10 protein-coding genes and 2 tRNA genes are annotated in these 12,669 nt (G+C 70.3%); 9 read left to right on the top strand and 3 right to left on the bottom strand.

What is annotated here, in order from left to right; genetic code table 11:
* The first annotated feature begins 79 nt into the window (after positions 1-79).
* From ABTZ91_RS05525 to ABTZ91_RS05515, 3 genes are all read left to right on the top strand, one after another.
* Complete coding sequence (locus ABTZ91_RS05525) at positions 80-1,225, top strand: PP2C family protein-serine/threonine phosphatase (protein ID WP_352075817.1); 1,146 nt, start codon at positions 80-82, stop codon at positions 1,223-1,225.
* 4 nt (positions 1,226-1,229) lie between these two features.
* Positions 1,230-1,691 carry an HD domain-containing protein gene (locus ABTZ91_RS05520; protein ID WP_352075816.1) on the top strand — a complete coding sequence of 154 codons (462 nt, stop codon included), beginning with the start codon at positions 1,230-1,232 and terminating at the stop codon, positions 1,689-1,691.
* Positions 1,692-1,865: 174 nt separating this feature from the next.
* Positions 1,866-2,060, top strand: a complete 195-nt coding sequence (locus tag ABTZ91_RS05515) for a hypothetical protein (protein ID WP_345488297.1) — start codon at positions 1,866-1,868, stop codon at positions 2,058-2,060.
* Between the two features lie 60 nt (positions 2,061-2,120).
* Here the strand turns inward: ABTZ91_RS05515 and ABTZ91_RS05510 are convergent, their stop codons facing one another.
* The gene (locus ABTZ91_RS05510) at positions 2,121-3,683 is read right to left on the bottom strand and encodes a hypothetical protein (RefSeq protein WP_352075815.1); all 1,563 of its coding nucleotides are present in this window, start codon (positions 3,681-3,683) and stop codon (positions 2,121-2,123) included.
* A 161-nt stretch (positions 3,684-3,844) separates the two neighbouring features.
* Positions 3,845-3,915: transfer RNA gene (locus ABTZ91_RS05505), tRNA-Gly, on the bottom strand.
* 132 nt (positions 3,916-4,047) lie between these two features.
* Between ABTZ91_RS05505 and ABTZ91_RS05500 the strand changes: the two genes are divergently transcribed.
* The 5 genes from ABTZ91_RS05500 to clpX all read left to right on the top strand — a co-directional run bounded on the left by ABTZ91_RS05500 (position 4,048) and on the right by clpX (position 8,708).
* A tRNA-Pro gene (locus ABTZ91_RS05500) sits at positions 4,048-4,124 on the top strand.
* A gap of 151 nt (positions 4,125-4,275) precedes the next feature.
* Complete coding sequence (gene tig / locus ABTZ91_RS05495) at positions 4,276-5,655, top strand: trigger factor (RefSeq protein ID WP_352075814.1); 1,380 nt, start codon at positions 4,276-4,278, stop codon at positions 5,653-5,655.
* 270 nt (positions 5,656-5,925) lie between these two features.
* Entirely contained in the window at positions 5,926-6,543 is a 618-nt protein-coding gene (locus ABTZ91_RS05490) for an ATP-dependent Clp protease proteolytic subunit (protein ID WP_352075813.1), read from the top strand.
* A 63-nt stretch (positions 6,544-6,606) separates the two neighbouring features.
* Positions 6,607-7,269: an ATP-dependent Clp protease proteolytic subunit gene (locus ABTZ91_RS05485; RefSeq protein ID WP_352075812.1), complete on the top strand. Its 663-nt coding sequence runs from the start codon at positions 6,607-6,609 to the stop codon at positions 7,267-7,269.
* A gap of 155 nt (positions 7,270-7,424) precedes the next feature.
* Positions 7,425-8,708 carry an ATP-dependent Clp protease ATP-binding subunit ClpX gene (gene clpX / locus ABTZ91_RS05480; RefSeq protein ID WP_352075811.1) on the top strand — a complete coding sequence of 428 codons (1,284 nt, stop codon included), beginning with the start codon at positions 7,425-7,427 and terminating at the stop codon, positions 8,706-8,708.
* A 119-nt stretch (positions 8,709-8,827) separates the two neighbouring features.
* Here the strand turns inward: clpX and ABTZ91_RS05475 are convergent, their stop codons facing one another.
* Positions 8,828-9,805, bottom strand: a complete 978-nt coding sequence (locus ABTZ91_RS05475; protein WP_352075810.1) for a hypothetical protein — start codon at positions 9,803-9,805, stop codon at positions 8,828-8,830.
* A 138-nt stretch (positions 9,806-9,943) separates the two neighbouring features.
* Between ABTZ91_RS05475 and ABTZ91_RS05470 the strand changes: the two genes are divergently transcribed.
* Positions 9,944-12,565: a valine--tRNA ligase gene (locus ABTZ91_RS05470; RefSeq protein ID WP_352075809.1), complete on the top strand. Its 2,622-nt coding sequence runs from the start codon at positions 9,944-9,946 to the stop codon at positions 12,563-12,565.
* Positions 12,566-12,669: the final 104 nt, after the last annotated feature.

The following is a 12,669-nucleotide window of genomic DNA, read 5'->3' as shown; positions in this document are numbered from 1 at the left end:
GACGCGACCCGATTTCGAATGCAATGTCAGCTGGGTCCCCCCTGCACGAGCTCCGAGCGGGTGGATAGGGTCCAGGCCAATGGGACGTCGCGGTGGAGTGGACTCGTACGCGGCCCGGATGCGCAAGAGCGCCCACCGGGTCCGCGTCGCGCTGCGCCGGTCCGGGGTCGACTACTTCCGCGGCGACGGCTCCGACTGGATCGCCCTCGCCGGCCTCCTGCTCACCGTCCCCGCCATCGCCTTCGGCACCATCGTCAACCCCGTGTGGTGCGCACCCGCCGCCCTCGTCCTGCCGATCGTCGCCGGCGGACTGCTGCTGCGCCCCGCGAGCCTCCTCAGCCTGTACGCGGCGGCCGCCGGCGCCCTCATCGTCGAGTCCGTCGTCCTCGGCCCCTACACCCAGGGCCCCGCCCGGGTCACCCCCGGCACCGTCCTGGTCGTCGCCGCCTGCGGCTTCTTCGGGCTCCTCATCGCCCAGTTCCGGGCCCGCGTCGGCGTGCCCTGGCGGCGCGGCGGCACCATGCTCTTCGACCTGCGCGAACGCATCCGGGTCCAGAGCGCGCTGCCCCGCCTGCCGGCCGGCTGGCACCGCGAGATGGCGCTCCGCCCGGCCGGCGGCCAGTCCTTCTCCGGCGACTTCGTCGTCGCCGCCCGCACCAACGGCGGCCGCACCCTGGAGGTCCTGCTCACCGACGTCTCCGGCAAGGGCATGGACGCGGGCTCCCGCGCCCTGCTGCTCTCCGGCGCCTTCGGCGGACTCCTCGGCTCCCTGCCCCCGCACGGCTTCCTGCCGGCCGCCAACGCCTACCTGCTGCGCCAGGACTGGGACGAGGGCTTCGCCACCTCCATCCACCTCGTGCTCGACCTGGAGTCCGGCGACTACGAACTCCTCTCCGCGGGCCACCTGCCCGCGCTGCAGCTCCACGCCGGCAGCGGACGCTGGGAGGAGAAGGCCGCCGAGGGCCCCCTCCTCGGCGTCTACGACGGCGCCGAGTTCCACCCGGTCAAGGGCTCCCTGCGCCCCGGCGACGTCCTCATGCTGTTCACCGACGGCCTGGTCGAGAGCGCCGACCGCGACATCGCCGAGGGCATCGACCGGCTCACCGGCGAGGCCGACCGCTATGTCGCCGCCGGTTTCGAGGGCGCCGCCTGGCACCTCATCGAAGCCTGCGCCAAGGACGTCAACGACGACCGGGCGCTGCTCCTCATCAGCCGCAAGGGATGACGCCATGACCGGTACGCCGTACCTCACCCTCGCCGAGATCGAGGCCCTCGCCGTGGCCGCCCACGCCGGCCAGACCGACAAGGCGGGCCGGCCCTACGCCGAGCACCTGCGGGCCGTCGCGGAGGGGGTACGCGCGCGGGGCGGCAGCCCGGAGCAGATCGCGGCGGCCTGGCTGCACGACGCCGTCGAGGACGACGCCCTGTCCGAACGGTGGCTCGCGGACGCGGCCCTGCCGCCGCGGGTCAAGGCCATGGTGCTCGCCCTGACCAAGCGCCCCGGCGAGGAGCCGGAGGCCTACGCCCGCCGCGTCCTCGCGGTCCCCGGCGCCCTCCTGGTCAAGGAGGCCGACCTGGCCCACAACGCCGACCCGGCCCGCCTCGCCGCCCTCGACCCGCCGACCCGGGACCGGCTCACCGCCAAGTACGCCCGGATGCGGTCGCTGCTGGGTCTCGCCCCCGAGGAGTGATCAGGACCGCGGCGATCAGTGCGGAATGCGTCACGTTGACTTGATTTCGACGGCGACGATTCGTCACCCCACCGCCCGGGGCAGGAAGTTGGTGGCACGATAGATGCGGCGGGGGTGTTCTGTGACGTGCGCTCCCCGGCGGCAAGGCGGTACCGACCGAGGGTGTGATCAGTTGTGGCCATTTCACTGTCCGTGGTGCTGCTGTTGGCGATCATCCTGGTGGTGCTGATCCGCGGCGGAAACCTCAAGGCCGGCCCGGCCGTCGTCGCGGTGCTCTTCGGCTTCTTCCTTGCCTCCACCGGCATGGCCGACGACATCCAGCGCTTCCTCGACTCGATAACGCGCACCATCGGAGCGATCAAGTTCTGATCCGGCCAAGGGCCCCCGCCGCGACCGGCAGGGGCCCTTCCCGGGTCTCGACGTCCGGTCTCAGAACAGCCGGACGCCCTCGAAGCCCGAACCGGTCAGCACCGCCGGCGCGCCCAGCGTGCCGTCCTCGTGTGCCGGGTGCAGCACCAGACCGCCCCGCGGATCGGTGGTGACGAGATCGATCCGCTCGTCACCGGTCAGGTCCCCGGCCGCGACCAGCGCGGGCACCCGTGCCTCCTCCCATCCGGATCCGGCCACCACCACCGGCTCCGCCAGGACGTACGGAGCGTCCCAGCCGTAGTCGACACCGGCGAACTCCAGCGAGCCCCGGACGGGGTCACGCGCGAGCACGCCCGCCGCCAGCATCTCGGCCCTGCCCTCGGAGGCGACGATCGTCCGCCCCGCCCAGCCGCTCGCCGCCAGCACCGTCGGCTCGCCCGCGCGCAGCTCGACACCGCCCTCGTAGAGGTCGAACACCAGCAGCCGGTCGCCCTCGACCGCCACCAGCTTCGGAAGCCCCGCGACCGTCCGGTTCACCGCGATCCGGCTCACTCCGGACCAGTCGTAACCGGCGATCTCGGCCGGCGCCCCGAAACCGCCCCTGCCGTCGCCCGGGTACACCAGCAGCTTCGCGCCCTGCCGGGCCACCAGGTCGTTGCGCACGTCATTGGGCTCCTGCGGCCCGTACCGGTTGATCAGATGCCCGGCCCGCGCCACCACCGCGCCCGACCAGTCCCGGCCGTCGGCGACCACGGGCGCCGAGAAACCGCCCTCGACACCGGCGGCCAGCGTCAGCCGGCCCTGCGCGTCCACCCCGAGCAGATCGGCCCGGCCGTCGCTGTCGTAGTCACCGAACGGCTCCGGGAACGGCGAATTGACCCAGTACTCTGCGCCCACCGCGTCCGACGGGTTGCCCGCGCGGTCCACCGCCCGCGCCCAGAACGTCGCCGGACCGGACCTCTCGGGCGTGACGAAGGTCGTGGTGGCCGTCCCGTCGGCGCCGACCGGGACCCGCCCGCCGGCCGGGCAGGGCAGCGTCCTGTCGCGGTACTCGGGGTCCACGCAGAAGTACGCGGCCTCCGTCCCCTCCGGCAGGGCGAGCCGCACGGTCCGCACCGTCCCCGGGTCCGAGGCGTTCGGAAAAGGCGTCGCGTCCAGGAAGGTCACCGCCGGGGCGGCCGGCGGCGTGTAGTCGGTCGAGAACCCGCACGGCACGGTCCACTCCGAGGCCCGGCCCGCGCTCTCCAGGCGCACCTGCCACCAGTACGGGCCCTCGGGCGGCAGCGACTCCCCGGGCACCCGCAGAGTGGCCGTGGAGCCGCCGCTCGTCGGAACCGTCGTGTCGACGACCGGAGTCCCGGCCTGCCCCGCGCGCCACAGCCGGAAGTGCGCCTCGGGCAGCCCGCCCGTGGGGCTCTGGCCCTGGACCTTCACCGCCAGGGTCACATGGGAGGTGTTCCCCACCCAGGGAAGCTCGCCGGAGGTCGCGCAACCGCCCGGGAGCGACACCGGATCGACCGGTGCGTAGGGCGAGTCGGCGGCCGCGGCCGTCCCGCTTCCCAGCAGCGCCACCGCACACGCCAGTGCCAGGGACGCCACGGCCCCTCTGCTCGTTCGTCTCATGTTCCCCTCCCGGTCAGTGCAGTTGATCACTGCGGGAGCGAAGCTAGCCGGGACCTCGGACAACGGGCGCGGGGATTTCCGCGGAACGACCGGAACCGGACACACGACGACGGCCCGGGTCGGTCCATCGCAATGGACCGACCCGGGCCGTGCCGAATCAGAGCGGGCGACGGGAATCGAACCCGCGTAGCTAGTTTGGAAGACTAGGGCTCTACCATTGAGCTACGCCCGCGAAGCGGCGCCGCAGGCGGTGTGGGCCGCGGCACGGACGCCATCGTAGCGGGTCCCGGCGGGTGCCCGCACGCCCCTCGAAAAGAGGGGGCGTCACACCGTCCCCGTCCATGTACCCTACGTGTCGCACCGACGGGGTGTGGCGCAGCTTGGTAGCGCGTCCGCTTTGGGAGCGGAAGGCCGTGGGTTCAAATCCCGCCACCCCGACCACCAGCCAAGATCACGTTGTGGGCCGCCAGCCGCTTGCGGTTACTATGCAAGCTGCGTGCCCGTGTGTCTCTCTGACCGGGCCGATCGGCCGGAACCGCCCCCTGGCGGTGCCGCCCGGAAACCAGGAATCAGTCACCAAGGAGACCGAACCGTGAAGAGCGCCGTGGAGACCCTGAACCCGACCCGGGTTCGGCTCACTGTCGAGGTGCCCTTCGAGGAGCTCAAGGACAGCCTCGACGCGGCGTACAAGAAGATCAACCAGCAGGTCACGGTCAAGGGCTTCCGCAAGGGCAAGATCCCCGCGCGTGTCATCGACCAGCGGTTCGGCCGTGGTGCGGTGCTGGAGGAGGCCGTCAACGACGCCCTTCCGAAGCTCTACACCGAGGCGGTCAACGAGGCCGACGTCAACCCGCTGGGCCAGCCCGAGGTCGACATCACGGAGCTGAAGGACGGCGAGCTGCTGGCCTTCACCGCCGAGGTCGACATCCGCCCGGCCATCGAGATCCCGGACTACTCCGGCATCGAGGTCGAGGTCGACGCCATCGAGGTCACCGACGAGGACGTCGAGAAGTCCGTGCAGCAGCTGCGCGAGCGCTTCGCCTCCACCAACCCCGTCGAGCGCCCCGCGGCCGAGGGTGACGTCGTCACCATCGACCTCGAGGCCAAGGTCGACGGCGAGGTCCTGCCCGACGGTGTCGCCAGCGGTGTCTCGTACACCATCGGCTCCGGCGAGCTCCTCGACGGCATCGACGAGGCCGTCACCGGCCTGGAGGCCGGCGGCGAGGCCACCTTCACCTCGAAGCTGAAGGGCGGCTCCGCCGAGGGCAAGGACGCCGAGGTCACCGTCAAGGTCACCGCCGTCGCCGCCCGCGAGCTCCCCGAGCTCGACGACGAGTTCGCGCAGATGGCGTCGGAGTTCGACACCCTCGACGAGCTCAAGGCCGACAGCCGCAAGCGCCTCGAGAACATGAAGCAGTTCGACCAGGCCACCCAGGCCCAGGAGCGCGTCCTGGAGAAGTTCCTGGAGCTGGCGGAGATCCCCGTCCCCGAGAAGCTGCTCGAGGACGAGATCAACACCCGCAAGCACAACCTGGAGCACCACCAGCTCGGTCAGATGGGTCTGACCCTCGAGAAGTACCTGGAGTTCCAGGGCAAGACCGTCGAGGAGTTCGAGGCCGAGACCAAGGAGCAGGCGGTCAAGGGCATCAAGACCCAGTTCCTGCTCGACGAGCTGGTCTCCAAGGAGAAGCTGAACGTGGACCAGGAGGAGCTCACCGAGCACCTCATGCGCCGCGCCGCCTCCTCCGGCATGTCCCCCGACCAGTTCGCCCAGGCCGTCGTCCAGGGCGGCCAGGTGCCGATGCTGGTCGGCGAGGTCGCCCGCGGCAAGGCCCTCGCGGTCGTCGTCGAGGCCGCCAAGGTCGTCGACACCAACGGCAACGTGGTCGACCTGTCCGACGAGGACGAGGAGCAGGCCACCGAGACGGCCGAGGCCGCCGCCGGCGACGCCGAGGCCGCCGAGGACAAGTAAGCCCCACCCGGCACACCCGGCTCACCGAGAGGCCCGCGCCCCTCGCCGAAGCCCGCGCCACGGGCCCGGACGCACACCTGTGCGTCCGGGCCCGTGGACGTACTCCGACCCGTTCATGCGCCCCCAACTACCTTGCGCTCCCAGCGAACAGTTCGGGAACCGGGATGGCGCCCGCCTACCAGCGCGTTAGGGTCCATGAATACGGGGGCACTGCCCTCAGAACGAGACGCTGAGACGGCCCGGGGCCGTCGGAGACGAGCAGGTGGATACGTGACGAATCTGAAGCCTTACGCCGCGGGTGAGCCGTCCATCGGTGGCGGCCTCGGCGACCATGTCTACAACCGGCTGCTCGGCGAGCGCATCATCTTCCTCGGCCAGCAGGTCGACGACGACATCGCCAACAAGATCACCGCACAGATGCTCCTCCTGGCCGCCGACCCGGAGAAGGACATCTACCTCTACATCAACAGCCCCGGTGGCTCGGTGACGGCCGGCATGGCCATCTACGACACCATGCAGTACATCCCCAACGACGTCGTGACCATCGGCATGGGCATGGCGGCCTCGATGGGCCAGTTCCTGCTCACCGGCGGCACCGCCGGCAAGCGCTTCGCGCTGCCGAACACCGACATCCTGATGCACCAGGGCTCCGCCGGCATCGGCGGCACGGCCTCGGACATCAAGATCCAGGCCGAGTACCTCCTCCGGACGAAGAAGCGCATGGCGGAGATCACCGCGCGCCACTCCGGCCAGACCGTCGAGACGATCATCCGCGACGGTGACCGCGACCGCTGGTTCACCGCGGAGGAGGCCAAGGACTACGGCCTGATCGACTCCATCATCACGCACGCCGCGGGCGTTCCCGGCGGCGGCGGCACGGGCGCCTGAGCCCGGCAGTCCGCTGAAGAGCCCCAGCCCCCGCCGAACGCCACCAGGACGGTGAACACCCAGATGCAGAACAACCTCTCCCCGAGCGGCCTCTACACCGGCGCGCCGATGGACAACCGTTACGTCGTCCCGCGCTTCGTGGAGCGCACCTCGCAGGGCATCCGCGAGTACGACCCCTACGCGAAGCTCTTCGAGGAGCGCGTGATCTTCCTCGGCGTGCAGATCGACGACGCCTCCGCCAACGACGTCATGGCGCAGCTGCTGTGCCTGGAGTCGATGGACCCCGACCGGGACATCTCGATCTACATCAACAGCCCCGGTGGTTCGTTCACCGCGCTGACGGCCATCTACGACACGATGCAGTTCGTGAAGCCGGACATCCAGACGGTCTGCATGGGCCAGGCGGCCTCCGCCGCGGCCGTGCTGCTCGCCGCCGGCACCCCCGGCAAGCGGATGGCCCTGCCCAACGCCCGCGTGCTGATCCACCAGCCCTCCGGCGGCACCGGCCGTGAGCAGCTCTCCGACCTGGAGATCGCGGCCAACGAGATCCTGCGCATGCGCAGCCAGCTGGAGGAGATGCTGGCCAAGCACTCCTCGACGCCGATCGAGAAGATCCGCGACGACATCGAGCGTGACAAGATCCTGACGGCCGAGGACGCCCTCGCGTACGGCCTGATCGACCAGATCGTCTCGACCCGCAAGAGCACGGCCGCGACGGCAGCCTGACGCTCGACCTTCCCGCGGTGCGGTGGCATGGCCGAATCCCGACCATGCCAACCGCGCCAAGGGGGGCCCGAACAGGGGGCCCGGCAAGGTACCGTCGAATATGAGGCACCAGGAGTCGCTGAACCAAGCGCTCCACGGCGAAGGGGAAGCACCTCGTGGCACGCATCGGTGATGGCGGCGACCTGCTCAAGTGCTCGTTCTGCGGAAAGAGCCAGAAGCAGGTGAAGAAGCTCATCGCGGGACCCGGTGTGTACATCTGCGACGAGTGCATCGACCTCTGTAACGAGATCATCGAGGAAGAACTCGCCGAGACGAGCGAGGTGCGGTGGGAGGAACTCCCCAAGCCCCGCGAGATCTACGAGTTCCTGGAGGGGTACGTCGTCGGGCAGGAGCCCGCGAAGAAGGCCCTCTCGGTCGCGGTGTACAACCACTACAAGCGCGTCCAGGCCGGCGAGAACGGCGGCGGGCAGGGCCGGGACGACGCCATCGAGCTGGCGAAGTCCAACATCCTGCTGCTCGGCCCGACCGGCTCCGGCAAGACGCTCCTCGCGCAGACCCTGGCCCGGATGCTCAACGTGCCGTTCGCCATCGCCGACGCCACCGCGCTGACGGAGGCGGGCTATGTGGGCGAGGACGTCGAGAACATCCTCCTGAAGCTGATCCAGGCCGCCGACTACGACGTCAAGAAGGCCGAGACCGGCATCATCTACATCGACGAGATCGACAAGGTCGCCCGTAAGAGCGAAAACCCGTCGATCACCCGCGATGTCTCCGGCGAGGGCGTCCAGCAGGCCCTGCTGAAGATCCTGGAGGGCACCACGGCCTCCGTGCCGCCGCAGGGCGGACGGAAGCACCCGCACCAGGAGTTCATCCAGATCGACACCACGAACGTGCTCTTCATCGTGGGCGGCGCCTTCGCCGGCCTGGAGAAGATCATCGAGTCGCGGGCCGGCGCCAAGGGCATCGGCTTCGGCGCGACCATCCGCTCCAAGCGGGAGATCGAGGCCAGCGACCAGTTCCAGGAGGTCATGCCGGAGGACCTGGTGAAGTTCGGGATGATCCCCGAGTTCATCGGCCGTCTCCCGGTCATCACCTCGGTGCACAACCTGGACCGCGAGGCCCTCCTCAAGATCCTCGTCGAGCCCCGCAACGCGCTGGTCAAGCAGTACCAGCGCCTCTTCGAACTCGACGGCGTGGAGCTGGACTTCGACCGCCCCGCCCTGGAGGCCATCGCCGACCAGGCCATCCTCCGCGGCACCGGCGCGCGCGGCCTGCGCGCCATCATGGAGGAGGTCCTCCAGTCGGTGATGTACGAGGTCCCCTCCCGCAAGGACGTGGCCCGCGTGGTCATCACGGCGGACGTGGTCCGCGACAACGTGAACCCGACCCTGGTGCCGCGGATCGTGAAGAACGACGGCAGGCACGAGAAGTCGGCCTGAGCCCAACGGACAAGGGCCGTACGGACGACAGAAGGGGCGCCCCCACCGGACCGGTGGGGGCGCCCCTTCTCCTGTGGGCCCGGACGGGCCGTCAGCCGCCAGGCCGCAGCCTGCAGTCGTCAGGCCTTGACGCGGACTTCCTTGCGCAGCTTGGCGGTGATGCCGGCGGCCTCCTCGCCGGAAGCGGCCTTGCCCGCGAGCATGTCGGCCAGGTTCACCGGCACGACGAAGCCCACCGTGCTGTGGTCGGCCCACACGCACATGGTCATGCTGAAGGCCGGGGTGCCCGCGGAGGCGTCGGGCTTCGTCTTGGCCTCCTGGCACTTCAGGACGGCACCGTCGGCCTCGGCCGGCGTGTACGCCTGCGGGCTGCCGACCAGCTCCGGCTCGTCCTTGCTCTTCTCCTTCTCGGAGTTGGTCCTGATCGAGGCGAAGACGTTGTCGACGACCTTCTCGGGGTCGTCGATCTCGCCGTAGAGGCCGCTGAAGGAGAGCATCTTGCCGCCGAGCGGGTTGGCCTTGTTCTCCACCTTGTAGGCGGCCTCCACCTCCTGGGCGTTCTTGACGCCGTTCTGCTGGGCCTCCTTGAGGGAGTCCTTGCCGTCGGAGCCGCCGCCCTCCTTGGCGTCCTTCTTGTACTCGCCGAGCACCACGTCCGGGGTGGTCAGCTTGTGCGGGCCGTCGTTCGCCACGTTCGCGCCCGCGCCGCCGCCGAACACGAAGTACGCGCCCACGCCCAGCGCCGCCACCACGGCCACCGCGCCGATGATCCAGCCGGCCTTGCTCTTCTTCGGGGCCGGCGGGTGCGGCACGTAGCCGCCGGGGCCCTGCGGGGCGCCGTACGGGGGCTGCTGGGGCGGCTGGCCGTAGGGGGCGGCCTGCGGGGGCTGGCCGTAGGGGCCGGGCTGGCCGTACGGGCCCGGCTGCTGCGGCGGGACGCCCTGCGGGGCCTGCTGCGGGTATCCGTAGCCGGGCTGCGGGCCCTGCGGCTGACCGTACGGCCCGGGCTGCGCGGGCTGGCCGTAGGGACCCGGCTGGCCGTACGGCCCGGGCTGCTGGGGCTGGCCGCCGTACGGGCCCGGCTGGTTGTAGCTCATGGACAGGTTCCCCTCACAGGATGTTTATGCGTAGCGAACATCCTGTCGGAAGCCGTGCGGCACCGGGGCGGTGGGGGTCACACCGTTACGGAACAATCGAGTTTCTGGACAGCGCCGGGTCCCCCCTAAACTGGGCCCGTGACCGAGAACACTCAGCAGCAGACAGCCGCCACTCCCGAACTGCCGACCCAGTACGCGCCGGCCGAAGTAGAGGGGAAGCTGTACGAGCGCTGGGTAGAGCGGGGTTACTTCGAGGCGGACGAGAAGAGCGACAAGCCGCCCTACACGATCGTCATCCCGCCGCCGAACGTCACCGGCTCCCTCCACCTGGGCCACGCCTTCGAGCACACGCTCATCGACGCCCTCACCCGCCGCAAGCGGATGCAGGGTTACGAGACGCTGTGGCAGCCGGGCATGGACCACGCCGGCATCGCCACCCAGAACGTCGTCGAGCGCGAGCTCGCCAAGGAGGGCAAGTCCCGCCACGACCTGGGCCGTGAGGCGTTCGTCGAGCGCGTCTGGCAGTGGAAGGCCGAGTCCGGCGGCCAGATCTCCGGTCAGATGCGCCGGCTGGGCGACGGCGTCGCCTGGTCCCGCGAGCGCTTCACCATGGACGAGGGCCTGTCCCAGGCCGTCCAGACCATCTTCAAGAAGCTCTACGACGACGAGCTGATCTACCGCGCCGAGCGCATCATCAACTGGTGCCCGCGCTGCCTGACGGCGATCTCCGACATCGAGGTCGAGTACCAGGACGACGAGGGCGAGCTCGTCTCCATCCGGTACGGCGAGGGCGACACCGAGATCGTCGTCGCCACCACCCGCGCCGAGACGATGCTGGGTGACACCGCGGTCGCCGTCCACCCGGACGACGAGCGGTACCGGCACCTCGTCGGCACCGAGATCGAGCTTCCGCTGACCGGTCGCCGCATCCCGGTCGTCGCCGACAGCCACGTCGACCCGGAGTTCGGCACCGGCGCCGTCAAGGTGACCCCGGCGCACGACCCGAACGACTTCGAGATCGGCCAGCGCCACGACCTGCCGAGCATCGCGGTCATGGACGAGCACGCCGTCATCACCGTCCACGGCCCCTTCCAGGGACTGGACCGCCTGGAGGCCCGCTCCGCCATCGTCGCCGCCCTGCGCGCCGAGGGCCGGATCGTCGCCGAGAAGCGCCCGTACACCCACTCCGTCGGCCACTGCTCGCGCTGCAAGACCACCATCGAGCCGCGCCTGTCGATGCAGTGGTGGGTCAAGGTCGGCCCGCTCGCCAAGGCCGCCGGTGACGCGGTCCGCGACGGCAAGGTCACGATCCACCCGCAGGAGATGGAGAAGCGGTACTTCGACTGGGTCGACAACCTGCACGACTGGTGCATCTCGCGCCAGCTGTGGTGGGGCCACCGCATCCCGGTCTGGTACGGCCCGAACGGCGAGGTCGTCTGCGTCGGCCCCGACGAGGAGCCGCCGGCCGGCGAGGGCTGGCACCAGGACAACGACGTCCTCGACACCTGGTTCTCCTCCGGCCTGTGGCCGTTCTCCACGCTGGGCTGGCCCGAGCAGACCGAGAGCCTCGCGAAGTTCTACCCGAACTCCGTCCTCGTCACCGGCTACGACATCCTCTTCTTCTGGGTCGCCCGGATGATGATGTTCGGCCTCTACGCGATGGACGGCACCCCGCCGTTCCACACCATCGCCCTGCACGGCATGGTCCGTGACCAGAACGGCAAGAAGATGTCGAAGTCCTTCGGCAACGTGGTCAACCCGCTGGACTGGATGGACGAGTACGGCTCCGACGCCGTCCGTTTCACCCTGGCCGGCGGCGCCAACCCGGGCGTCGACGTCCCGATCGGCGAGGACTGGGTCAAGGCATCCCGGAACTTCGCCAACAAGATCTGGAACGCGACCCGCTTCGCGCTGATGAACGGTGCGACGATCGAGGGCGAGCTGCCCCCGGCCGAGCAGCTGTCCGCGACCGACCGGTGGATCCTCTCCCGCCTCAACAAGACGGTCGCCCAGGTCGACGCGTACTACGAGGACTACCAGTTCGCGAAGCTCAGCGACGCGCTGTACCACTTCGCCTGGGACGAGGTCTTCGACTGGTACGTCGAGCTGTCGAAGACGACGTTCTTCGCCGGCGGCGAGCAGGCCAAGGTCTCCGGCCGGGTCCTCGGCGAGGTCCTGGACGTCATGCTGCGCCTGCTGCACCCGATCGTCCCGTTCGTCACCGAGGCCCTGTGGACCACCCTCACCGGTCGCGAGTCCGTCGTGATCGCCGAGTGGCCGAGCGACTCGGGCTTCCGCGACGAGGCGGCCGAGGCGGAGATCGAGAACCTCCAGAAGGTCGTCACCGAGGTCCGCCGCTTCCGCGCCGACCAGGGCCTGCAGCCCGGCCAGAAGGTCCCCGCCCGCCTCGAGCTCGACGGCACCGCGCTCGCCGCGCACGAGGCCGCCATCCGCCAGCTGCTGCGCCTCCAGCCGGAGGGCGAGGGCTTCGCCGCCACCGCCTCCCTGCCGGTCGCCGGCGCCACCGTCTCGCTCGACCTGTCGGGCACGATCGACGTGGCCGCGGAGCGCAAGCGCCTCGCGAAGGACCTCGCCGCCGCGGAGAAGGAGAAGGCACAGGCCCAGGGCAAGCTCGGCAACGAGGCCTTCCTGGCCAAGGCGCCGGACAACGTGGTCGACAAGATCCGCACCCGCCTCGCCAAGGCGGACGAGGACATCGCCCGCATCCAGGCGCAGCTGGAGCGCCTGCCGCAGGCGTAGCCCGTACGGCTGGAGGGGCCCGGGACCGGTGACGGTTCCGGGCCCCTCCCGTATGTCCTCCCGTATGTCCTCCCGTATGTCCTCCCGTATGTCCTCCCGTATGT

Origin of the sequence: Streptomyces sp. NPDC126499 (genome assembly GCF_040302485.1) — a bacterium.
Taxonomy (GTDB): domain Bacteria; phylum Actinomycetota; class Actinomycetes; order Streptomycetales; family Streptomycetaceae; genus Streptomyces.
This window is presented reverse-complemented; position numbering and strand designations above follow the sequence as displayed.

Coding starts and splice junctions, on each gene's coding strand:
- ABTZ91_RS05510 (WP_352075815.1), bottom strand. CDS start 3,683: ATGAGACGAACGAGCAGAGGGGCCGTGGCGTCCCTGGCACTGGCGTGT.
- ABTZ91_RS05475 (WP_352075810.1), bottom strand. CDS start 9,805: ATGAGCTACAACCAGCCGGGCCCGTACGGCGGCCAGCCCCAGCAGCCC.
- ABTZ91_RS05525 (WP_352075817.1), top strand. CDS start 80: ATGGGACGTCGCGGTGGAGTGGACTCGTACGCGGCCCGGATGCGCAAG.
- ABTZ91_RS05520 (WP_352075816.1), top strand. CDS start 1,230: ATGACCGGTACGCCGTACCTCACCCTCGCCGAGATCGAGGCCCTCGCC.
- ABTZ91_RS05485 (WP_352075812.1), top strand. CDS start 6,607: ATGCAGAACAACCTCTCCCCGAGCGGCCTCTACACCGGCGCGCCGATG.